General features: G+C 57.6%; 18 protein-coding genes. 11 read left to right on the top strand and 7 right to left on the bottom strand.

Annotated elements, in window-relative coordinates:
* Nucleotides 1-195: 195 nt before the first annotated feature.
* Nucleotides 196-1389 carry a M20 aminoacylase family protein gene (locus ABVF61_RS05845; protein ID WP_353992582.1) on the bottom strand — a complete coding sequence of 398 codons (1194 nt, stop codon included), beginning with the start codon at nucleotides 1387-1389 and terminating at the stop codon, nucleotides 196-198.
* A gap of 251 nt (nucleotides 1390-1640) precedes the next feature.
* On the opposite strand from ABVF61_RS05845, the gene ABVF61_RS05840 reads away from it, so the two are divergent.
* Genes ABVF61_RS05840 through ABVF61_RS05830 form a run of 3 tightly spaced genes read left to right on the top strand, consistent with a single transcriptional unit; the run spans nucleotide 1641 to nucleotide 5112 of the window.
* Nucleotides 1641-2285: a TetR family transcriptional regulator C-terminal domain-containing protein gene (locus ABVF61_RS05840; RefSeq protein WP_353992581.1), complete on the top strand. Its 645-nt coding sequence runs from the start codon at nucleotides 1641-1643 to the stop codon at nucleotides 2283-2285.
* Nucleotides 2286-2296: 11 nt separating this feature from the next.
* A complete protein-coding gene (locus tag ABVF61_RS05835) occupies nucleotides 2297-3496 on the top strand; it encodes a pyridoxal phosphate-dependent aminotransferase (RefSeq protein WP_353992580.1) in 1200 nt (399 codons plus the stop codon).
* Nucleotides 3484-5112 (top strand): 5-guanidino-2-oxopentanoate decarboxylase, encoded by a 1629-nt coding sequence (locus ABVF61_RS05830; RefSeq protein ID WP_353992579.1) that lies wholly within the window; start codon nucleotides 3484-3486, stop codon nucleotides 5110-5112. Before ABVF61_RS05835 ends, ABVF61_RS05830 begins: the two co-directional genes overlap by 13 nt.
* Before the next feature lie 256 nt (nucleotides 5113-5368).
* Here the strand turns inward: ABVF61_RS05830 and ABVF61_RS05825 are convergent, their stop codons facing one another.
* Nucleotides 5369-6967, bottom strand: coding sequence for a GMC family oxidoreductase (locus ABVF61_RS05825; RefSeq protein WP_353992578.1), 1599 nt, complete (start codon nucleotides 6965-6967; stop codon nucleotides 5369-5371).
* 177 nt (nucleotides 6968-7144) lie between these two features.
* On the opposite strand from ABVF61_RS05825, the gene ABVF61_RS05820 reads away from it, so the two are divergent.
* The 4 genes from ABVF61_RS05820 (at nucleotide 7145) to ABVF61_RS05805 (ending at nucleotide 11216) form a co-directional block, all read left to right on the top strand.
* On the top strand, nucleotides 7145-8308 hold the full coding sequence (locus ABVF61_RS05820) for a TRAP transporter substrate-binding protein (protein WP_353992577.1): 1164 nt from the start codon (nucleotides 7145-7147) through the stop codon (nucleotides 8306-8308).
* Between the two features lie 92 nt (nucleotides 8309-8400).
* Nucleotides 8401-9069 (top strand): TRAP transporter small permease, encoded by a 669-nt coding sequence (locus ABVF61_RS05815; RefSeq protein ID WP_353992576.1) that lies wholly within the window; start codon nucleotides 8401-8403, stop codon nucleotides 9067-9069.
* Nucleotides 9069-10427 (top strand): TRAP transporter large permease, encoded by a 1359-nt coding sequence (locus ABVF61_RS05810; protein WP_353992575.1) that lies wholly within the window; start codon nucleotides 9069-9071, stop codon nucleotides 10425-10427. The genes ABVF61_RS05815 and ABVF61_RS05810 overlap by 1 nt, the downstream gene beginning before the upstream one ends.
* A gap of 9 nt (nucleotides 10428-10436) precedes the next feature.
* Nucleotides 10437-11216, top strand: coding sequence for an IclR family transcriptional regulator (locus tag ABVF61_RS05805; protein ID WP_353992574.1), 780 nt, complete (start codon nucleotides 10437-10439; stop codon nucleotides 11214-11216).
* A 74-nt stretch (nucleotides 11217-11290) separates the two neighbouring features.
* Here ABVF61_RS05805 and ABVF61_RS05800 read toward each other — a convergent pair whose 3' ends face one another.
* Complete coding sequence (locus tag ABVF61_RS05800) at nucleotides 11291-12166, bottom strand: isocitrate lyase/PEP mutase family protein (protein ID WP_353992573.1); 876 nt, start codon at nucleotides 12164-12166, stop codon at nucleotides 11291-11293.
* Between the two features lie 101 nt (nucleotides 12167-12267).
* Nucleotides 12268-12942 (bottom strand): IclR family transcriptional regulator, encoded by a 675-nt coding sequence (locus tag ABVF61_RS05795; RefSeq protein ID WP_353992572.1) that lies wholly within the window; start codon nucleotides 12940-12942, stop codon nucleotides 12268-12270.
* An 88-nt stretch (nucleotides 12943-13030) separates the two neighbouring features.
* Here ABVF61_RS05795 and acnA point away from each other — a divergent pair, with 88 nt between their 5' ends.
* Genes acnA through rraA form a run of 3 tightly spaced genes read left to right on the top strand, consistent with a single transcriptional unit; the run spans nucleotide 13031 to nucleotide 17261 of the window.
* A complete protein-coding gene (acnA, locus tag ABVF61_RS05790) occupies nucleotides 13031-15610 on the top strand; it encodes an aconitate hydratase AcnA (RefSeq protein WP_353992571.1) in 2580 nt (859 codons plus the stop codon).
* Nucleotides 15610-16764, top strand: a complete 1155-nt coding sequence (locus tag ABVF61_RS05785) for a 2-methylaconitate cis-trans isomerase PrpF family protein (RefSeq protein WP_353992570.1) — start codon at nucleotides 15610-15612, stop codon at nucleotides 16762-16764. Before acnA ends, ABVF61_RS05785 begins: the two co-directional genes overlap by 1 nt.
* The gene (rraA, locus tag ABVF61_RS05780) at nucleotides 16761-17261 is read left to right on the top strand and encodes a ribonuclease E activity regulator RraA (protein ID WP_353992569.1); all 501 of its coding nucleotides are present in this window, start codon (nucleotides 16761-16763) and stop codon (nucleotides 17259-17261) included. Before ABVF61_RS05785 ends, rraA begins: the two co-directional genes overlap by 4 nt.
* Nucleotides 17262-17263: 2 nt before the next feature.
* Here rraA and ABVF61_RS05775 read toward each other — a convergent pair whose 3' ends face one another.
* Genes ABVF61_RS05775 through ABVF61_RS05765 form a run of 3 tightly spaced genes read right to left on the bottom strand, consistent with a single transcriptional unit; the run spans nucleotide 17264 to nucleotide 20321 of the window.
* Nucleotides 17264-18304, bottom strand: coding sequence for an ABC transporter substrate-binding protein (locus ABVF61_RS05775; protein ID WP_353992568.1), 1041 nt, complete (start codon nucleotides 18302-18304; stop codon nucleotides 17264-17266).
* Nucleotides 18274-19659, bottom strand: a complete 1386-nt coding sequence (locus ABVF61_RS05770) for a sensor histidine kinase (RefSeq protein ID WP_353992567.1) — start codon at nucleotides 19657-19659, stop codon at nucleotides 18274-18276. Before ABVF61_RS05770 ends, ABVF61_RS05775 begins: the two co-directional genes overlap by 31 nt.
* On the bottom strand, nucleotides 19656-20321 hold the full coding sequence (locus ABVF61_RS05765; protein ID WP_353992566.1) for a response regulator transcription factor: 666 nt from the start codon (nucleotides 20319-20321) through the stop codon (nucleotides 19656-19658). The genes ABVF61_RS05770 and ABVF61_RS05765 overlap by 4 nt, the downstream gene beginning before the upstream one ends.
* 115 nt (nucleotides 20322-20436) lie before the next feature.
* Between ABVF61_RS05765 and ABVF61_RS05760 the strand changes: the two genes are divergently transcribed.
* Nucleotides 20437-21417 carry a tripartite tricarboxylate transporter substrate binding protein gene (locus tag ABVF61_RS05760; protein ID WP_353992565.1) on the top strand — a complete coding sequence of 327 codons (981 nt, stop codon included), beginning with the start codon at nucleotides 20437-20439 and terminating at the stop codon, nucleotides 21415-21417.
* Nucleotides 21418-21473: the final 56 nt, after the last annotated feature.

Raw genomic sequence — 21473 nt, 5'->3', positions numbered from 1 at the left:
ATTAACTAGTGATATTTATCACTTTTTCAATAATATTTATATTTAGATGCCAATTCATAGTATTTACTGATGGGATTATTTTTGTATCTGCACTGTATCAGGCGATCGAAAATTTTGTGTACGCGATGGCTTTCGCCTATTGGAGCTGGAGCGCACGCCGCGTGGCCGGGAGCTGAAAGAAACACCCAAGCTCGCTTAAGGATGTGTGAGAAAATCCTCGACAAGCTCTGTCCAGAAAGCTGCGCCGACTGGCAATGCGTCATCGTTGAAATCATACTTCGGATGATGCAGCGGCGGGTCATTTTCGCCTCTGGCTGTTCCCATCAGGAAGTAGCAACCAGGCCTTTCTTCCAGAAAATAGGAAAAGTCCTCGCTCCCCATGATCGGGTGCAGCATGTCGTGGACCTTGTCGGCGCCGGCAAACCGTTGCGCAAAGGCACGGACATAGGCCGTCTCGGCTTTCGGATTGACCAAAGGCGGATAGAAGCGTTCGTAGTCTACTTCCACATGCATGCCATAACTTGCGGCCTGGCCCTTGGCGACCGTTCTGACGCGTTCCTCAAGATCGTCGCGGGCATCCGGATCAAGCGCACGCACGGTCAGGCACATCTCGGCGCGCTCGGGAATAACGTTGCTGGCATCGCCGCCATTGAACGTACCAACGGTGATGACCGCCGGCTGCGATGGGTGTGTGTTGCGGGAAATGATGGTCTGGAGTGCCATGATAATGCTTGCGCCGCAGACGATCGGGTCCGCGGCCAGGTGCGGTTCAGCGCCATGTCCGCCCCGGCCGACAACGGTTATCTTGCACTCATCCGCAGCCGCCATCATCTGCCCCTCCCTGAAAGCAAAATTGCCGAAGGGCAGGGAAGGTTCGTTGTGCAGTCCGAAGACGGCATCACAGGGGAACCGGGTAAAGAGCCCGTCTTCCATCATGAGTTTTGCGCCGCCGAAATTCTCTTCAGCCGGTTGGAAGATCAGATGAACAGTGCCCTCGAAGTTGCGCCGTTCGGCCAGCATGCGGGCCGCCCCCAGAAGGATCGTGGTGTGGCCGTCGTGCCCGCAGGCATGCATAACGCCGGGATGCGTGCTGGCGTAGTCCGCGCCCGTTTGCTCCGAAATGGGCAATGCGTCGAAATCGGCCCTGATGCCGATGCTTTTTGTGCCGTTGCCGTTGGTCAGGCTGGCCACGATACCGGTCTTTGCCAGGCCGCGGGTGACCTCGTAGCCAAGCGATGTCAATTCGTTCGCAATGACATCCGAGGTCTTGAATTCCGACAGTCCGATTTCGGGGATCGAATGCAGGTGATGCCTGAGTGCGACGAGGTCGGGAAGCAAATTGGTGGTCACAACGGTCATGTTTGCCCAGTGAGGTTTCGGCGCTGCCATTGGCAAGCGCGCCAGTGCCGTCTGGCTGGCTTCGCCGGGGCAAGGTCAGCCGACTCGCGTGAGTTTTGCACTTGCTCCGTAATTATTCAAGCGTATAATAAGGATAGCCCAACGTGCATCTTTGCGGACTTGCAACAGGGTGGTTCGGACGAATCTAGTCCCGAAAACAGGTCGATAGAGGCAGGGTGGCCAACGTCCCGCACGTATTTGGCTTCCAGGAATGCCGATTGCGCAGGAAAGGGCGACTCTCGATGAGCCGCAGATCGTTTCATCGGGCTGGAGAAGCCGAGCGCCGCCATGATCTCATCGCAGCTACACTCGATTGCATTTTCGAGCGTGGTCTCCAAGGCGCAACGGTGCGCGAGATTGCGGCGCGCGCGGGCGTGACGCAGGGCCTGATACGCCACTATTTTTCAAGCAAGGATCAGATGCTGCGGGCTGCCTACAAGGAAGTCATAGCCGGCATGACGCGCGATGCCGCGACGCCGGATGAAGAAAACCAGAGCAATGCCCGTTCTCGGCTGCGTACATTTATTATCGCCAACCTGACGCCCCCTGTTGTCGATGGCCGAACCCTGTCGCTGTGGGCGGCGTTCGTCAGTCAGGTGCGGGTCGACCCCGTTTTCGCGGAGATCCACCGGGAGGGATACCTTGCCTTCAGGACGGCACTGGAAACACTTGTCGCTGATGTTTTTGCCGAAGCCGGGCGTGATCCGGATCCAGCTGAATGCCGGGAACTTGCAATAGCCATCAATGGCATGATCGACGGCCTTTGGCTTGAAGGCACGCTCGTTGGTGACCTTTTTTCAAAAACACCTCTTTCCGGAATTGCGATCCGGTCGGTCGAAGCGCTTTTGGGCGGAATCAGGCTGACCGGCAATGAAGAACCAAGTTGAGAGAAACGACTATGCGATATGCGTCGATAACCAACCGCTTGGCCCACCTAGGGTCGGGAAAATGGGCCCTTCACCTGAAGGCGCGCGAGATGGTGTCGAAAGGGATCCCCGTAATCGAGCTGACCATCGGAGAACCGGATATACAACCCGACGAGGCGTTGCTCGAAGAAGCCAATCGCGCCATGCGCGGCGGACGCACACGTTACTCCAACGGTCGGGGCGAGCCGCGTGTCCTTGCCGCTCTTGCCGAAAAATACCGTTTTCGGCAACCCGGTATTACCGAAGAGAATATTCTGTGTTTTCCAGGAACGCAGACAGCGCTCTTTGCCGTCATGCTGGGCCTTGTTGAAGACGATGACGCCGTTCTTGTGTGCGACCCTCTCTATGCCACCTATGAAGGGGTCATAGCCGCTACAGGCGCATCCATGGTGCCAGTGCCATTGCGTCCGGAGCACGGATTTCACCTCAGGGCCGAAGACCTGGAAGCCGCGGTCACACCGGAATGCCGTGTTCTTCTCTTGAACACGCCGCACAATCCGACGGGTGCGACACTCACTCGCGACGAAATCGCGGCAATCGGAGAGGTTTGTGTTCGTCATGACCTGTGGATCGTCTGCGACGAAGTTTATGAACAGCTGATTTTCGAGCGCGACTTCGCCTCGCCATTCGACCTGCCTCAGCTTGCGGAACGAACGGTTGTCGTTTCCTCGATCTCCAAATCCCACGCGGCTCCCGGGTTCCGCTCGGGTTGGGCCATCGGTCCGCAGGAGTTCTGCAACCGTCTTCTCGCCGTCTCCGAAACCATGTTGTTCGGCGGGCAGCCCTTCATCGCGGACATGACTGCCAAAGCCTTGTCGGAGGAATTTGATACGGCTGCGCGTATGCGGGAAAGCTACAAGCGTCGCGCAGATCTCATTCTCGATCACCTCGCCGGACACAACACCTTGCGGCCCATGATGCCGGAAGCCGGTATGTTCCTGCTGATCGACGTCAGTGCCAGCGGCCTGGACGGTGAAACCTTCGCGATCCGGTTGCTTGAGGACAAACAGGTTGCGGTGATGCCTGGAACGTCTTTCGGGGAACAGGCAAACGGGTTCATCCGTTTGTCGCTGACGGTTGCGGACGACGTGCTTGCGGATGCGGTGGACCGGATTGCGGCATTTTCAGATGGTCTGGATAAACATGCAGGAGACCGGAAATGGGCGTCGTAACGAAAACGGTTGGAGAGGCTCTAATCGACGTTCTGGAGGCCAACGGGGTCGACACGGTCTTTGGAATTCCGGGTGTTCATACCGTCGAACTCTATCGCGGGCTTGCCTCGTCAAAGATCCGGCACATAACACCGCGTCATGAACAGGGAGCAGGGTTCATGGCCGACGGTTATGCGCGTACCACGGGCAAGCCGGGTGTCGCGCTGCTGATCACCGGGCCTGGTCTCACCAATGCGATCACTGCCATGGCCCAGGCCTATCAGGATTCTGTCCCGATGCTCGTCATTTCCGGGGTCAACGCGCGTGCCAGCCTGGGTCATGGAAAGGGATGGTTGCACGAATTGCCGGATCAGCGCGCGATTATGGCACCCTTGACGCTGATGACGCACACACTGCACGAACCCTCTGACCTTCCAGCTGTCATGGACCGCGCGTTCGCGATATTGCAATCCCGCCGTCCGGGACCGGTCCACATCGAAATCCCAACCGATGTGATGGCGCAGAAAATTTCCTTACCGCCGCTCAGTGCCGCACATGTCAGCAAACCGAGGGCTTCTTTGCAGGACATTGAGCAACTGGCTGAAAAATGCCTGCAGCCAAACCGTCCGGCGCTTTTGTGCGGTGGTGGGGCAATCGCTTCGGCAGAAGAAATTAAGGTTCTCTCTGATCTGCTGGATGCGCCAGTGGTTACAACAGTCAACGGCCGGGGCATGTTTGCCAATCACTCCCTTTCCATTCCGGCAAGCCCGAGCCTGGCAGCCGTGAGGGAGCTGCTGGCTCAGTCGGACTTTGTGCTGGCGCTTGGAACGCAAATGGGACCGACTGACTACGATATGTATTCGGATGGCGGATTTCCCGAAATCAAGAACCTGGTACGGGTCGACATCGATGCCGAACAGCTGGCGCGCGGGCCATCTGCGTCTCTCAAAATCCTCTCAAGTGTGGACCAGCTGCTTCAAGATCTCCTGCCGAGGCTCGACAACCTTCGGACGAACCGGGCTGGAGCAACTCGGGCAGCTGCCTGCAGGGAGGCGGCTTTCGACAGCCTAAGCCCCAAGATGAAGCTGGAAATCGGTCTACTGGAGCAGATCCGGGACGCCTTGCCCGGGTGCATTATCGTTGGCGATTCCACGCAGGCAGTTTATTCGGGAAACCTCTATTTCGAAGCGGGCAGGCCGAAGGGCTGGTTCAACGCAGCAACAGGCTTTGGTGCCCTTGGTTACGGTCCCCCAGCCGCTATTGGAGCCAGCCTCGGAGAACCGGAGACACCTGTTGTCTGCCTTGTCGGGGATGGTGGTCTTCAGTTTTCCCTCGCCGAAATCGGATCGGCAAGGGATTGCGGGGCAAATGTGATTTTTCTCGTTTGGAACAATGACGGTTACGGCGAGATCGGAACATACATGATCGAATGTGGTATCGAACCGGAGGGTGTGAGGCCTTCCGCTCCTGACTTCAGCAAGGTTGCGGAGGCATATGGATTGCCGTCCGCCATCCTGTCCGACACCGCTGATCTTCCAGGCGCCCTGACGACTCTTGCCGCCAGGACGGGGCCCAGTCTGATCGAAATTCACGAGACACGCACGCGCGGTGCAACGGTTAAGGGTACGGACCCATAAATGAAGCTGATTTGGCGGCAGAAATGGCGAATTCTCGCGAGGAAACGTGCGAAGAGCGGGCTTTGTGCCCGGTCAAGCACGTTGACGCTGCGAGGTGACGCCATTTTGCCGTCCTTCGGATTTGGCCGTTTTGGCCACCTGCAGCGTCACGAAAGGCTTGAAAATGAACCACATTTCCTGCGCTTTCGCTCCTTTCATCTGGCCAAAACGTTTCAAACCAAATCAACTTCATTTATGGGTCTGTACCCTTGTGCCGTTATGCCGCGTTGGCACGGATCAGGTCAGAGGCCTTTTCGCCGATCATGATGGCGGGGGCGTTCGTATTGCCTGAAACGATTTCGGGCATGATCGAACAGTCCGCCACCCTCAGTCCCTCGATGCCATGAACCTTGAGACGCGAATCGACCACCGAGTTGTCACTCGCGCCCATCTTGCAGGTTCCGGTGGGATGATAGATCGAGACGCTGTTGGACCGCGCCCAATCCAACGTTCCCGCATCGTCATCCATATCCAGGCTGGCAGCCGGGCGGAATTCCTCGGCAATCTTTGACGTGAGCGGTGCGTGACGCGCGATCTGCCGCGCGATCTTGACCCCATCCACAACCGTTTTGCAGTCGGTCTCCGTCGACAGGTATCGCGGAATGATCTTCGGATACTGCTTCGGATCAGGTCCTGCGAGACGGATCTCGCCGCGGCTTTCAGGCCGTAACTGGCAGACTGACATTGTGAAAGCCGAGAACGGGTGCACGCCTTCGCCGGGAGAATCGGCGGACCAGGGCTGCACATGAAACTGGATGTCGGGCGTTTCCAGCTCGGGGCGCGTTTTCAGAAAACCTGTTGCAAGACTGGCCGCCATCGTCATTGGCCCAGCCCTGAAGAGGGCGTATTTCAATGCGATGCGCGCTTGATTGAAGAGGCTGCGAACCTCATCGTTCAGCGTTGGTTCATTGCACTTATAGACAAGCCGCGCCTGCAGGTGATCCTGAAGTCCCTGGCCGACACCCGACAGGGCGTGTACCGGCTCTATGCCGTTTTCCTTCAGGTGTTCCGGGTCTCCGATTCCTGAAAGCATCAGCACCTGTGGTGAGTTGATAGCGCCGCCGGACAGAATCACTTCCCGCCTGACCGTGAGCGTTTGTTCCGCGCCAGACCGGTCACGATAGGTTATACCGGTGACTTTTTTGCCGTCGAGATTTATCCGGCTCACAAGCGCGTGGGTGATGATCTGGAGATTGTCCCGGCTTCTCGCCGGCTTCAGAAAGGCAACGGCAGAGCTGCATCTGCGACCGTTTCTTGTGGTGAGCTGAAAGTAGCCGACCCCTTCCTGCGTCGCACCATTGTAATCCGGATTGAATGGATAACCTGCTGTCTGGGCAGCGGCGACCCACGCATCGCAAATCGGACGCTGGATGCGCATGTTCGATACGGCGAGCGGTCCACCCGTTCCGTGAAACTCGTCTTCACCGCGCTCCTGATCTTCTGAACGTTTGAAAAGCGGGAGAACATCATCCCAACCCCAACCTTCATTTCCCATCTGGCGCCAACGGTCGTAGTCTTCCTTCTGGCCTCTGACATAAAGCAGGCCGTTCAGCGAGGATGATCCGCCGAGAACCTTGCCGCGCGGCCAGTCGATTGACCGTCCGTTGAGACCCGGATCGGGTTCCGTCTTGTAACACCAGTCGACAGAAGGGTTATGCATGGTTTTAAAATAGCCGACCGGAATATGGATCCACGGGTTCAGATCCCGCCCACCGGCTTCTAACAGGATGACCTTGTTGGAGGGGTTTTCACTCAGGCGATTGGCGATGACGCAACCTGCCGAACCGGCTCCAATCACAACGAAATCTGCCTCCATTTTTGTTCTCCGCTTTATTTCTTTGAAAAAACCCTATGCAAAAAGCATAAAATAAACTAGCATTTTTTGAAACAAAACGTCTCAAAAATTGCGAAAAGGGAGGAAGCAATGAGTCTTGTGAATAAACTGAGTAGGATTTCTCGGCGCGATTTGTTCCGCGTTGCAGGGACTTACGGAATGAGTTCGACACTTCTGGCGGCTGGTACGTTCAGTGGTGCGATGAGCCTGGCCAACCTGGCCTCGGCAGCAGAATCAACCTACGACCGGCGTTTTTCGAAAGAAGCCAAGCACACACTCAAGTTCGGTGCATCCGGTTTCAATGCTAGAAACCTTCTGATCGAACGTGCGGGTGCACTGGAATTCGCGCGTGACCTTGAAGCACGTACCGACGGTGAGATCCGGATCGAGTTTATCGGTGACAACCAGATCTGCGGTCAGCTTTCCTGTGTTGAAAAGACCCAGCAGGGAATCATCGATATATACGCGGCATCGACGCAGAATTCTGCAGGTGGCGCACCCTATCTGAACGTACTCGACTACGCGTTCATGTTCCCGGGCCGTGCGTCCCAGTACTATTTCCTCTACAGCCCGGAATCCCAGCGGATCCTGCGCGACCCGCTTGAAAAACGCCATGGCCTGAAGTTCCTCTTCAGTCACTGTGAACTGCGCGGCATTCAGCTGGGTCTCGGCTGGGAGGACCGTCCGACGGTTACCAAGCTTGAAGAGCTCTTTGGCACCAAAAACCGCGTCACGGGTACCCAGCTCGGCCGGATTGCCATGAAGGCCCTGAACCTCAACCCGGTCCCGGTTGCCTGGGAAGAGACACTCGACGGCCTGAAACAAGGCCTGATCGATGGTGCGGAAACCTGGGCGAGCGCGGTTGCCTATGCCAACATGTCCCCGGTCGTCAGCCAGTCCGTTGACCTGAAGTTCTTCTGCGGCACGGAGCACACCTCCATGTCTGCGAGTGTCTTCGACAGCCTGGATGGTGCTCTTCAGGATGCCGTTATGGAATCCGCATACTGGGCGCAGGCGCATGTGCAGGCCGCCAACGAAGCAGCCCTGGTCAAGACCGTCGGTTTCTCCGAGCCGCAGCTTCCGGGCACGATCTTTGTTGAAAACAATGTTCGCCCGGCCTTCCTGCCGGAAAGCGAAATCAAGATGGCCGAGGAAATGTGCTCGCCGGAGTTCCAGCCGCAGCTGTGGCAGGAATGGCGTGACCGCCTCAATGGCTGGGCCGGTGGCATCGACACCTACCAGGAAATCTACGACATCGCTCGCCGGATTCCTGCGGACATGAAGCCGGAGAATGTCGAGCCACGCCGTTGGTGGAAAGGTTGATCGCACTGTAAGCTTATTGGGCTGGCGCGCGGAGGTCGCGCCAGCCCTAGTTGTATTCAGATCGGGAAAACCGGCGGAAAAGGGAGGGCCATATGGCAGTCTGGTCGGATCTTGGTGCGATTCTGAGCGCTTTTGCATCACAGGACAGTTGGGAAATCCGGAATGCCTTGAAGTCTGAGGCGGCCTGGGTCCTCGGAGCCTTCGTTACTGCTGCAGGCGGGCTTCTTGTTCTCCTTCTTTATCGGCTGGTTCCATTGCTCGACCGGCATCTTGAACGAACCATCATGGTCTGGAGCTATCTGGCCATCGCGTTCATTATCTTCTGGGGCGTTATCGACCGTTTCGTGTTTGCGAACCAGCAACCCTGGTCCACAACGATACCGCCGCTGCTGTTCATGATCATGACGTGGTTCGGCGCTGCCTTTAACGTTCGCCTCAGAACGCATCTCAGTTTTTCCGAATTCAGAATGGTAATGCCAAGATGGGCGCAAATGGCGTGCCTGTTCCTCGATGCGTTCCTCTGGTTCACATTCGCCGTGATCGTCATGGTGACCACGACACGACTGACGGCATTGTCGGCGTCCAACTTTCAGATCGTTCTGGGAACCGACGACGTCATGCAGTGGTGGTTCCTGATCACCGCCCCTCTGTCGTTCGTGATGTTGACAGCCCGTGTCTTTGAAAACCTCGGAGACGACATTCGCAACTGGCGCACCAATCAGCCGCTGATCAAGCCGGCCGTTATCGGGGAGGACACCTGATGACCGATGCAACCTGGGTTACCCTGATTTCCATTAGCGTCACGGTCCTTTTCATGATTGGAGTGCCGGTCCTTCTCGTGATCGCCTACTGGGTGATTGGCTGCTCCTTCGTGCTCGGACTGACGCTCGACAATCTCGGCGCGGAACTGTTGAACGTGTTCAACAAGGGATTTGCGCTTTTGGCCATGCCGCTCTTCATTCTGACGGGTGACTTGATCAACCGGTCCGGTATCGCCCGACGATTATCAGACTTTGCCTATGCGGTTCTGGGGTGGTTGCGAGGCGGCCTTGCAATGGCATCGCTCGGTGCCTGCGGCCTCTTCGCTGCGATTTCCGGATCCAACTCGGCAACGACTGCCACCATCGGCTCCATGCTGCATCCTGAGATGGTCAAGGGCGGTTACGATGAACGCTTCTCGGCTGCAACGGCAGCGGCGGGCGGAACGGTCGGGATTATCATTCCGCCGTCGATCATCTTCATCGTTTACGGCTTCCTCATGAACCTGCCGATCTCCGACCTGTTCGTGGCCGGCATCATACCGGGATCCCTTATGGTGATCGGCATGCAGGTCGCCTGCTGGATCATCTGCCGCATGAATGGATGGGGCTATCTCATTCCGCTCAATCTCAATCGGGTCCTGAAAACGGCATTCGGTGCCTGGCTCGGGTTCTTTGCAATCGGTCTTGTGCTTTGGGGCATCTACACCGGCAAGTTCTCACCGACCGAGGCTGCCGGTGTCACTGTCGGCTTCTGCATGATCGCAGGCTTCGTCAGCTACCCGTTGAACAAGATCATGGGAAAACATGGCGATCGGCCGGTAACTGAAAAGAGCTTTGCCGAGATGTTCGTCGTGCAGGGCTTCACGGTCACAGAAGTTCCGTCCATCGTCATCCGTTCAGCTCAGATCACCGGCATTCTTGCGCCGCTCATCGCCATCTCGGTGGTTATGCAGCAGATCCTGTCATTGCTGGGTGCACAGCAAACGATTGGCGACTTCGTGACGTCGATGGGCGGATACCATGCGGTTCTGTTCACATCCATGGTGATCGTTTTCGTCTCGGGCATGGTTCTGGAAAGTCTTCCGGTAACGATCATCCTGGCTCCGATCCTTGCGCCTATTGCCGCATCTGTCGGTGTCGATCCGATCCACTTTTCGGTGATTTTCCTCGTCGGAGCATCGATCGGCTTCATCACGCCGCCATACGGGCTCAATCTTTATGTGGCGTCAGGTGTTACGGGAGTTCCCTATTTCAGGCTACTTCGCTATACGGTTCCATACCTATTCGCGTTAATCAGTGTGTGGATCGTCGTTTCGCTCACACCTGAACTGGCGTTGATGTTACTGCCGAACAGATGATAGCCAAAGATGTCAGAAGACCACGAAACAGAAGAAGCGGGAAAAATTCCGACCAACCTGCGTTTGCTGGTCATTCTGGAAGAAGTTGCAAGGGCGGGGGTGCCAGTGGCTCCCTCCGCCCTTTGCGACATGCTTGGACTGCCGAAGCCGACCGTTCACCGTTTGCTGCACACCGCCGAGAGCGAAGGCTTCCTGCAGCGTAGCCTCGACGGAAGGTCCTTTGGTCCCGGGCGCCGTATGCGCAAGCTGTCGACCAATACCTTGTCTTCGCAGCGGATCCGAACGGAAAGGCTCCGGGTCATGCGGGACCTTGCGTCGGATGTCGGCGAAACCTGTAATCTTGCAGCGCCCAGCCGTGATGGCATGGTCTATCTTGATCGCGTCGAAACCCATTGGCCGCTGCGCATTCAGCTTCCAATCGGAACCCAAGTGCCGTTCCACAGCACCGCCAGCGGCAAGATGTACCTGTCTACATTGCCGAACACCATGCTCGACAGGCTGCTCTCATCGGTCGAACTGGAGCGCAGGACCGACCAGACCCTCATCAAACCGGCTGAAATCAAGCAGGAGCTTGCAGAAACGAGGACGCGCGGTTTTTCGGTCGACAACGAGGAATTCATGGACGGGATGACGGCCGTCGCAGTCGCCATCTGCGATGACCGGGGACGGCTGATGACGACGCTTTCCATCCACGCCCCCAAGCAGCGCCATGACATTGACAGTCTGATTGCCAAGCTGCCGAAACTGCAGGATGCAGCGGCCCGCCTGGAGCAGATCGTCCTCGACTGACCTCCCAATTCACGTGGTTCGAGTGCGGTTGCCGCGCGTGGAGCCCAGCGCCCGGTCTGACAGCAGAAACGTTGCTAGTCCGCGGTGTATCGCTTCTCGAGAGCGTCGTAATAATCCTTGTGAACCGCGTTTTGGCGAACTTCAAAGCTCGCGACAAGTTCGCCTTCGTCCATGCGGCCATCCGACTTCAGAGCCGCCAAGGCATCATGCATTCCCTTGAGCGCGCCTTGCAGCGCCACATTGGCGTAAAGCACCAGGCCGAAGCCCATCTGGTCCAGCTCGGAAAAGTCGAGGATCGGAGTTTTGCCGCCGACAACCAGATTGATCAGTTGCGGGGTGCCGGAGAGCCTTTTTGGAATATCGCGAATGTCCTCGAGGCTCTTTGGCGCTTCGATGAAGGTGATGTCTGCGCCATCTTCGATGAAAGCTTCGGCTCTTTCGATTGCGGCATCAAATCCATGGGTGGCACAGGCATCGGTTCTAGCCACGATCAGGAAATTCGGATCGAGACGAGCGTCTGCAGCGGCCCTGATCCGGCTGCGCGCCTCATCGAGGTCAACAACGTCTTTTCCGGAAAAGTGGCCGCATCGTTTCGGATTGACCTGGTCTTCCAACTGAATGGCGCTTGCGCCAGCCCGTTCGAGCGTGCGGACCGTGTGATGCACGTTCAGTGCGTTGCCGAAGCCTGTATCCGCGTCGACCAATATGGGCAGTTCGGTTGTGTTCCGGATCGTCGATGTGTGTTGCGCTATTTCGGGCAGCGAGACAAATCCGAGATCCGGCATGCCAAGATAGGTGTTGGTGAGGCCGGCACCCGAGATGTAGACGGCCTCAAATCCAAGGCCGTCGATCACCCTGGCGGCCAATGCATTCGCCGCGCCCGGCATCAGAACAGCGCCTCCTCTTTTCAGGCGCTCGCGAAACGCTTTATTGATCTCATGGTTCATCATGGCTGCGCACTCCCGTTGCCCGGATTTGCCTCCTTGGCTAAAGCGCACACTTCTCTTTGGCAAGTATCACGCAAGAGCGTTCTGTCAGGCGAAACGTCAATTCAGCCTTGCGCCGTCAGGCTCTTGGCAAGACTTTCCAACAACGGGATTGCACCGGTACGCGCCTCTTCATCGAAACGCGTTGCCAGGCCGGACACGGTGAGGGCCCCCGCGAGGTCGCCGTTCTGATCGAAAACAGGTGTCGAAATCGAGGAGATATTGGGATTGGTCTCGCCAACCGCACTCACTGTCCCGTTTTTGTTGAACTGGCTGAGGTCATCAATTTGTTCTCCAGAAAAGTGCCGTAACACCAGGCCGGAAGCTCCTGTCGACAGACGAAGGCGCATGCCTTCTTCAACATGAAAACGAAGCAGGTTGGGCGAGTTTTCCCTGTAAAGACAAACACGTTCGTTGCCAGCGCGCACATAGAACGAGGCTGTCTCGCCGGTTGCTTCGGCAAGTATCTTCAAGGATGGGGCGACGTGCTCGCGCCTCGTGAAATCCCGCCGGAAAATCAATCCCAGCCGCCAGACGCTCGGACCAACGCTGAACCGTCCTTCATCGTCGCGTTGGATGAAGCCGTAAATTGCCATGGAATTGGTGAGCCGCAGGATGGTGCTCTTGTGAAGTCCGGTCTCTTCGGCGATTTCTGCAAGCGACATCGTCGGCTTCTGTGTCGAAAATGCATTCAGGATCGACATCGCCCGTTCGACGGATTCAGTGCGGTTGGTTGCCATAATCGTTCTGTCTGATGAAACGCGCTGAATGTAACTTGCTGAAAAGCACCTAGACTGTCTAGCCTTTGCTTAACTGAGGAGAGGCAAAGTGCGCACTCAAACCATCGCAAACACATCCTTTCGCGCGGCGGATTACCGCGCGATCCTGGGAGACGGGTACCGCAGTCTCCCTTATTCCCTTCGGCTGCTGGCTGAAAACGCGGCCCGTCATTCTGAAAATGGCGCGGCAGCTCAGGACGTCCTGGCGCGAAACGGCGATGCTGTTCCATTCCGTCCGGCCAGGCTGCTCCTGCACGACATGTTGGGCATACCCGCGCTGATCGACATCATGGCCATGCGCAATCTTTTGGAAGAACAGGGTGGCGATCCGCTGACGGTTGATATGAGCCTCCCGGTGGATCTGGTGATCGACCACTCCATGTCGATCAACCACTGGGCGGACAAGTTTGCGCTGCAGAAGAACATGGACCGCGAATTTGAGGTCAATCGCGAGCGCTTTGCGTTCCTGAAAGCCTGTGAGACCCGGTTCCCACGGCTGCGCGTGATTCCCCCGGGCGGGGGCATTTGCCATCAGGTCAATCTGGAATATCTCGGGCAAACGGTCTTGCCGTCCCTTGAAGATCCCACGCTTCTCATTCCGGATTCGTGTCTTGGGACCGACAGTCATACCCCGATGATCAATGCCCTCGGCATCATGGGCTGGGGTGTGGGCGGACTCGAGGCCGAAGCGGTGCTGTTCGGTGAAACGACGCCCGTCAACGTGCCGCGTGTCATCGGCCTGGAAATCACCGGTGCGCCGTCCGACGAGATCATGGCGACCGATATCGCGCTCGTCATCGCCGAAAGGCTGAGGGCCTTGGGTGTCGTCGACACGTTTGTCGAGCTGTTCGGATCCGGCTATCGCAACCTGAGCGTCGCCGATCGCGCAACGATTGCGAACATGGCGCCGGAATATGGATCAACGATGGTGTTTTGCCCGGTTGATGAACGCACGATCGGGTATCTTAAGGACACGGGCCGGAATGAGGCGGCAGACCGGAGCGAGGCGTTCTGCAAATCCCAGGATCTATGGGTGGATGCTATCGACAAGGGCATTGTCTATGACGAGGTCGTCGAACTCAATCTCAGCCAGATCGGCCGGTCGGTTTCCGGGCCTGCACGTCCCGAGCAGCGCATTGATCTGTCGGACGCAACCGAGAAACTGAAACTCAAGGGGGAAACCAGGCGCAGGGTTGCGGTTGAAGGTGCTGCCCATGATATCGGCGATGGCGATGTGATCATTGCCGCGATCACGAGCTGCACGAACACCGCAAATCCGCGCAACATGGTGACCGCAGGTCTGATGGCGCGCAATGCGGTGGCAAGGGGCCTGCAAGTGCCAGCCCATGTCAAAACGTCTCTTGCACCTGGTTCGCGCGTTGTCGCCGCTTACCTGGAACGAAGCGGATTGCAAACCTCCCTGGATGCGCTCGGATTTGAAGTCGCGGCGTTTTCCTGTTCAACCTGCAACGGAATGTCCGGTCCGCTTGATCCGGCACACGAGGCCGCGATCAAGGAAAACGATGTCAAAGGCATCGCGGTTCTATCGGGCAATCGAAATTTTGCCGGCCGTATCCATCCACTTGCCTCACGCAACATGATTGCATCACCGCCACTGGTGGTCGCCTATGCGCTGATGGGAACAATCCTGAACGACATAACGAGCGAGCCGCTCGGGACTGATCAGAAGGGCCGCCCGGTGATGCTGACGGATCTCTGGCCAAGCGCCGAGGAAGTAACGGAGATCGTCAAGACCTTCGTGACGCCGGATGAATTCAGCAAAAACTATGCGGCGATCAACGATGTGAACACGCATTGGAACAACCTGCAGGCCGGAGCTGGAATGTATGAATGGGTGCCGTCCAGTTACGTATCGTTCCCGCCCTTCGTGCGCACAATTCGCAAGGAGGCGGCAAAGGTCGTGCCGCTCAAGGGCCTCCGGCCGCTGGTCATTCTGGGAGACAGCGTCACGACGGATCATATTTCGCCGTCCGGTATCATCACACCAGAATCAGAAGCCGGTCAGTATCTTCAAAAGCTCGGCGTTGACCCCCGGGATTTCAACTCGTTCGGAACGCGGCGCGGGTGTTCGGACATTGTCGTGCGCTCCACCTACGCCAATTATCGGCTGCGCAATGAAATGACACCTGACCGGGAAGGCTCCTGGACACGGATTGAGCCGGAAGGCGAGGTCACTACCGTCTACAAGGCGATCGAGACCTATCTCGACAGGGACCAAAAACTCGTTGTGATCGGCGGCAAGGAATATGGCTGTGGCTCCTCCAGAGATACGGCCGCAAAGGCGCCGTGGCTTGCCGGGGTTCGTGCTGTTATCGCCGAAAGCTTTGAACGCATCCATCGCTCCAATCTCGTGAATATGGGAATAGCGCCTTTGTGTTTTCCCAAAGGGATCACGCGTAAAACGCTGCGTCTCGACGGCAGCGAGACATTCGACATCGATCTTGACGAGGACCTCACAGGCGCAATGCTGACTGTGCATCGCAAGGATGGCAGCTACGACATGACGCCGCTGGATCTTCGCCTCTATAACGATGGAGAACGCGCGACATTTGCTGCCGGGGGCTTGTTGCCGCGCGCGTTCCGGAAATTTCTTGCAGGAGCCGCCTGATGCAAAACCGGTTGCGTGCAGCCTTTTACCGGGGCGGAACATCCAAGGCCGTGGTGTTTAACGGTGCTGATCTGCCGGCGGGGCGGGACGCTCGCGACCGGATCTTCCTTCATGTTCTGGGCAGCCCGGACGCCTATGGCCGACAATTGAACGGGATGGGAGGTGGTCTTTCATCGCTTTCGAAAGTCGTAATCGTAAAGCCGTCACAAAGATCGGATGCCGATGTCGACTACACATTCGTCCAGATCGCGGTCGATGAGCCTTTGGCCGATTATGGATCGGCATGCGGAAACATGGCGAGTTGCGTCGGCCCCTTTGCGGTCGACGAGGGGATGATCGATTTGCACCCCGAACAGAATGAAGCCCTGGTGCGGATATATGACACGAACACGGACCGGATCTACCACGCGCGCTTTCCGATCAAAAACGGACGGGCGGTCGAGACCGGGAACGTCTCGATTCCAGGCGTTTCGGGGACGGGCGCACCTGTCGTTCTGGAATTTCTCACACCAGGTGGTGCGGCGACCGGAAAGCTGCTGCCGACCGGCCACGCAGTGGACGAATTGACGGTTGAAGGAGTCGGGACGATTCCGGCTTCTCTGATCGACGCAGCCAATCCCGTGGTTTATGTCCGCGCTTCGGATTTCGGTAAAACGGCTACCGAATTGCCCGGTGATCTGGATGCGGATAACGCGTTGATGAGGCAGATTGAGGCGGTACGCTCTGCCGGTGCCGTCGCGATGGGCATGGCAGCCTCGCCGGATGCAGTAAAACGTTCCAATCCCAAGGTTGCAATTCTCGGGTCTCCTCATGCATTCACGTCGCTGGATGGGGAAACGCATCAAGCGGAAACACATGATCTCAATGTGCGCCTCGTCTCCATGGGGAATTTTCATCGCGCCATCACGCTCACCGGCGGAATGTGCACTGCGGTTGCAGCGCAGGTTTCCGGTTCACTGGTTCAGCAAATGGCGCAGATCGACGGGCGTGACCTTCGTATCGGAACACCGTCCGGCGTCCTCAAGGTGACGGCAAACGTGGAACAGGGCGCAGACGGTCCTGAAGCAGTGACGGCCGGCACCTTCCGCACGCAGCGGCGGATTATGGAAGGGGCAGTGCTCTATCCGGAGGAATTCCTGGAGGATGCGTTTTGAGTGATGATGCAGCAGCTTTTTCGACCTGTGACCTGAACGATGCTCATCCGGGCAGCGTCCGCCTGGTGCAGCTTCCGTTTCGCGACTACGGCGCCAGACGCGCGTTTTCCGGAACAATCCGGACGGCGGTGATGGTTGAAGACACAAAGCTCGTTCAGGAAACGCTCTTTTCCGAGCAAGGCAATGGCTCCGTCATTGTCCTGGACGGCGGTGGGTCTTTAAGGACTGCTCTGCTCGGGGACCGTATGGCCGAACGGCTGATTGCCAACGGCTGGGCCGGGATAGTGGTCAATGGTGCTGTCAGGGACAGCCGGCTCCTTGCCGGGCTCGACATTGGCGTCAAGGCGCTCGGCACCAGCCCGGTCAGATCGGCAAAAGCCGGGACGGGGGCTATCGATGTCCCACTCGCATTCGGCAGTGTCTTATTTGAACCCGGGATGTTCATCTATTGCGATGAAGACGGTGTTCTTGTCACCGATGGACCGCTTTCGCTCTAAGTTCAGGGCTGCACCATCGCGTTGAGCCAGGCGCGGATAAACGTGCGCCGCTTGAGCTGATCAAGGTAGACCAGCAGTCCCGGACCCAAACGGATCGGACGGAAGGCGGCTTCTTTTTGCAGGACGCCCGGATCGATCGAAGGAAGCCCGGTGAGGTCTTCTATCAGCGCGCGGTTTTCCGCAGAAACCAGGAAATCGACAAACTGTCCGGCAAGATCCGGGTCCCGGGCCGTGTTCGGGATCAGAACGGTGCGCAGCATAACGGTGGTGAAGTCACTGAACTGCAGGATGTTCAGATCCGGATTGCCCTCAAGATGCGCTGCCGCGTAACTTCCGAGCACATTGTAAGCAAGAGCAAGCCTGCCGTTTGTCACGTCGCGGATCATTTGGCTGGAGCAGCAGTAAAGTTGTGCGTCGAGCCTGCCCATGACTTCGGCCATGCGCCAAAGAGATTCCGATTGTCGGGAGTCCTGCGTTGCAAAAAGATACCCGGCGCCGCTTTCGCGAATGTCATATGTCCCGACGCGTCCGGCAAAGCGATCTGGATTTTCGCGCAAGAGTGCGATGAGTTCGTCGCGATTGGTCGGTTGGGGAAGGCCTTCAAAGGCCGCTTTTGAATAGACCAGAACCGCCGGTTCCTGTGTGAAGGCAAACAGGCGGTCGCGCCACTTTGCCCAATCGGGCAGCGTGCCGGTTTCCGTCGAGACATGGCGGCGTGCAAAGCCATCGTTGACGAGCTTTGTCTGCAGATCCATCGCTGAGGAAATCGCGATGTCGAATTCTGCGTCCTCGTCATAAAGTGCTTTCATGAGCTCGCTGCTGGACGCGGTGATGTAGCGAACTTCAACGCCGGGGTTCTGCTTCTGGAACGCTTCCACAAGCGGGGCAAAAATATTGAGGTCCGCCGTCGATATGATATTCAGCGTTGCCGCACGGCTGTCCACCTCGAACAGGCGCTCTTCTTCCGCTTCGAAACCGCTGGCCGGAGTGAGGAGCAAAAGGACCCAAAAAATCAGGCCGAGGGCAGTGTAATGGACGCGCATGTGCCTCTACTCTCCTGATTGTCTGTAAGGGCCAGCGACCCGCCATGGGCACGCACAACCTCGTCCACGATAGTCAGACCCAGGCCCGACCCGATCACATCGCGAACGTTGTCGCCGCGCCCAAAACGCTCGGTCAAGTGACTGCGATCACCGTCTCCAAGCCCTCTGCCTTCGTCAAGCACGTCCACTCGCACGGTGGATGCGGCTTCCGAAATTTCCACTTTGATCCGGCTGTCTTCCGGAGAATATTTGACGGCATTGTCCAAAAGATTGCGCAGCGCATTCTGCAGCAGGATCGGATCTCCCTCGACGGCGCTTGTGGTGTCCGAACCCGAACAGCTTATCCTGATGTCCTTCATATCTGCGGTCGGGCTGATGGACCGGATTACGTCCTGCGCAAGGTCCTTCATGTTGAGCCGCTCTTTTTCCAGGTTGTCCGAGCGCAAAGCCACCATCGCGTGATCAAGCAATTGTCCTGCAGAACGGGAACTTTCATCAGCGGCGCGGATCACTTCACGCAGGATCTGCTTGTTTTCCGGCTTGCGCACACTGCGCATGGCGATTTCCGACTGGGTTCTGACCGTCGCCAGCGGAGTACGCACATGATGCGCAGCTTCGGCGATGAAATCTTCCGTTCTTGCGAGCGAAGCACTGAGGCGCCCCATGAATGTGTTGAGCGACTGCAAAAGCGGAACGAGCTCCGTAGGGGCTGAGGTCTCGACAGGACTGAGATCCTGAGGGCCCCGTCTTTCCACGGATTTTGCGAGCCGATTGAGCGGGCGCATGGCGTTGTTTGTGGCGAACCAGCTCAGTGCGCCAGACAACAGGAAGAAGCCGACACCGGCCGCGGCGGCCGCAATGGAGATCTGAAGTGACACAGCGGCCAGTCCCAGGCGTGTCTGGGCAACCAGCACAGTCAGGATTACCGTCTCATCGCCGACCGTCAGCCGCCTTGGCAGTGCCGCGATGCGCACTTCGTCGTCCCTGTAGATCGCAGTCGTGAATACCGGGTTTCCAGTTTCCGTTGCGGCGTCAGGCGCTGGCAAGTCATCGTAGCCGGTGACCGTCAACGCGTCCGCAGTTACGCGGTAAAAGACGCGCTCTTCCGCGATCGAGCCAAGCATTGAAAGGGCCGAGTAGGGGACATCAACAAGGATCTGACCGCGCTCGGCGCGGGCTGCTTCGGAAATGGCCGTCGCGGAAGCGATCAAAATGTTGTCCTGGGTTGTTTCCGCCGCCTGCTGAGCCAACGCCCGCACGGTGAAGTAGAGCGCAACTGACAGAATTGCTGCCACCAGAAGAAGCTGGAGCAAAAGCCGTCTTCGCAGTGACCCACGTGCACGGACAGCCGTCATAGGGCGGTCATCCGATAGCCGACACCGCGCACCGTCTCGATCTTGACGCGCCCGCCCTGCAGTTTCTTCCGCACCCGGCCAACATAGACTTCGATCGCATTCTCCGAGACATCCTCGTCATAGGAAAAAAGCCGGTCGACCAGATGAGATTTGGAAAAGATCATGTCGGGTGCCGAAAAGAAGACTTCCAGAAGCCGCAGTTCCCTGTTTCTGAGATCAGACACGTTTCCGGCGACCGCGACCGTCCCGGCAAGCGGATCGAAGACAACGTCCTCAAAAGTCTTCTGGTTGCGGGCCGCACCCTGCCGGCGCCGCAGAACGGCCCGGCACCGGGCTTCAAGTTCCGAAAAATCGAACGGTTTGGTGATGTAATCGTCGGCGCCGAGATCGAGCATACGCACCCGGTCGGAAACTTCTGAGCGCGCGGTCAAAACAATCACCGGCGTATCGTTGTCACCGGTCCTGTGACGCTCCAGAAACGTACGCCCGTCGCCGTCCGGCAGCATGATATCGAGCAGTATGAGTTCGTAGCCCGTGCTTGCCAGACAGTCGCCCGCTGTCTCCAGGTCGGGTGCGTGATCGACCACGTGTCCGTCCAGCCCAAGCCGATCAACAATGGCCTTTGCCAGTTTTTCATTGTCCTCGATCAGCAGGAAGCGCATGTTTTAAAGCCGTTTGCCAATGTTTTTGGTGTCGTGACAGGTTCCTGTCAGCTTTCCCAATACTTTTGTCGTTTGCAAGGGGCTCGTGAAGCCCCGGCGTGTCAGGGAGGACAATATGACACTTATGAAGATGACCCGCCGGGTCGTATTGGCGGCGGCTGCCGCTTCTCTTTCATTCGCAACACCATCCTTTGCAGATGAAGTTGTTGATAGCATCCACTTTCTGATTCCGGGCGGCGCAGGCGGCGGCTGGGACGGAACAGCCCGCGGAACAGGCGAAGCCCTGACCAAATCCGGCCTCGTTGGCTCTGCGTCTTACGAGAACATGTCCGGTGGCGGTGGCGGCAAGGCCATCGGTTACCTGATCGAAAACGCGGACAGCAATCACGGCACGCTCATGGTCAACTCGACCCCGATCGTCATCCGTTCGCTGACCGGCGTGTTTCCGCAGAATTTCCGTGACCTGACCCTCGTTGCCGGCACGATCGGTGACTATGCTGCGCTCGTGGTTCCGGCAAACGGCGACATCAAGGACCTCAAGGGTCTGATCGATGCCTTTAACGCTGATCCGGCCGGTACGGCGATCGGCGGCGGCTCAGTGCCCGGTGGCATGGATCACCTTGTCGCTGCCATGGTTTTCCAGGCGGCAGGTGCCGATCCGGTTGCCATGAAATACGTGCCTTATGACGGCGGCGGCAAGACAATGGCCGGCCTTCTATCCGGGGAAGTCCAGGCGGTTTCCACCGGCTTCTCCGAAGCTGTTGAACTGGCCAAGGCCGGCGAAGTCCGCATCATCGGTGTGACTGCTCCGGAGCGCGTCGACGCTTATGCAGATGCTCCGACAATGGTTGAGCAAGGCAACGACACGACTTTCGTCAACTGGCGTGGTTTCTTTGCCGCACCAGGCCTTCCGGCAGACAAGCTTGCTGCCTATCAGGCTGCGATCGCACAGATGTACGACACTTCCGAGTGGGAAGAAGTCCGTGCACGCAACGGCTGGGTGAACATTCACAATCCGGGCGATGATTTCCGCTCTTTCCTGGAAGAGCAGGAGCAGACTATCGGTGATCTGATGAAGCAGCTCGGCTTCCTTTAAGCCGCACTTCTGCATCGACTGTAAGCGTACTGATGCGTCCGGGATTTGCCCGGACG

The sequence above is a fragment of the Roseibium sp. HPY-6 genome (assembly GCF_040530035.1).
Classification (GTDB): Bacteria; Pseudomonadota; Alphaproteobacteria; order Rhizobiales; family Stappiaceae; genus Roseibium.
Note: the sequence above shows the minus strand (reverse complement) of the source record. Positions and strands in the feature narration are given on the sequence as shown.

Excerpts from the sequence above, each read along its gene's own strand:
- ABVF61_RS05825 (WP_353992578.1), bottom strand. The coding sequence starts at position 6,967 with ATGGAGGCAGATTTCGTTGTGATTGGAGCCGGTTCGGCAGGTTGCGTC.
- ABVF61_RS05845 (WP_353992582.1), bottom strand. The coding sequence starts at position 1,389 with ATGGCAGCGCCGAAACCTCACTGGGCAAACATGACCGTTGTGACCACC.
- ABVF61_RS05785 (WP_353992570.1), top strand. The coding sequence starts at position 15,610 with ATGCAAAACCGGTTGCGTGCAGCCTTTTACCGGGGCGGAACATCCAAG.
- ABVF61_RS05820 (WP_353992577.1), top strand. The coding sequence starts at position 7,145 with ATGAGTTCGACACTTCTGGCGGCTGGTACGTTCAGTGGTGCGATGAGC.
- ABVF61_RS05830 (WP_353992579.1), top strand. The coding sequence starts at position 3,484 with ATGGGCGTCGTAACGAAAACGGTTGGAGAGGCTCTAATCGACGTTCTG.
- ABVF61_RS05770 (WP_353992567.1), bottom strand. The coding sequence starts at position 19,659 with ATGACGGCTGTCCGTGCACGTGGGTCACTGCGAAGACGGCTTTTGCTC.
- ABVF61_RS05810 (WP_353992575.1), top strand. The coding sequence starts at position 9,069 with ATGACCGATGCAACCTGGGTTACCCTGATTTCCATTAGCGTCACGGTC.
- ABVF61_RS05800 (WP_353992573.1), bottom strand. The coding sequence starts at position 12,166 with ATGATGAACCATGAGATCAATAAAGCGTTTCGCGAGCGCCTGAAAAGA.
- ABVF61_RS05795 (WP_353992572.1), bottom strand. The coding sequence starts at position 12,942 with ATGGCAACCAACCGCACTGAATCCGTCGAACGGGCGATGTCGATCCTG.
- ABVF61_RS05840 (WP_353992581.1), top strand. The coding sequence starts at position 1,641 with ATGAGCCGCAGATCGTTTCATCGGGCTGGAGAAGCCGAGCGCCGCCAT.
- ABVF61_RS05835 (WP_353992580.1), top strand. The coding sequence starts at position 2,297 with ATGCGATATGCGTCGATAACCAACCGCTTGGCCCACCTAGGGTCGGGA.
- ABVF61_RS05805 (WP_353992574.1), top strand. The coding sequence starts at position 10,437 with ATGTCAGAAGACCACGAAACAGAAGAAGCGGGAAAAATTCCGACCAAC.
- ABVF61_RS05760 (WP_353992565.1), top strand. The coding sequence starts at position 20,437 with ATGACACTTATGAAGATGACCCGCCGGGTCGTATTGGCGGCGGCTGCC.
- ABVF61_RS05775 (WP_353992568.1), bottom strand. The coding sequence starts at position 18,304 with ATGCGCGTCCATTACACTGCCCTCGGCCTGATTTTTTGGGTCCTTTTG.
- ABVF61_RS05815 (WP_353992576.1), top strand. The coding sequence starts at position 8,401 with ATGGCAGTCTGGTCGGATCTTGGTGCGATTCTGAGCGCTTTTGCATCA.
- ABVF61_RS05765 (WP_353992566.1), bottom strand. The coding sequence starts at position 20,321 with ATGCGCTTCCTGCTGATCGAGGACAATGAAAAACTGGCAAAGGCCATT.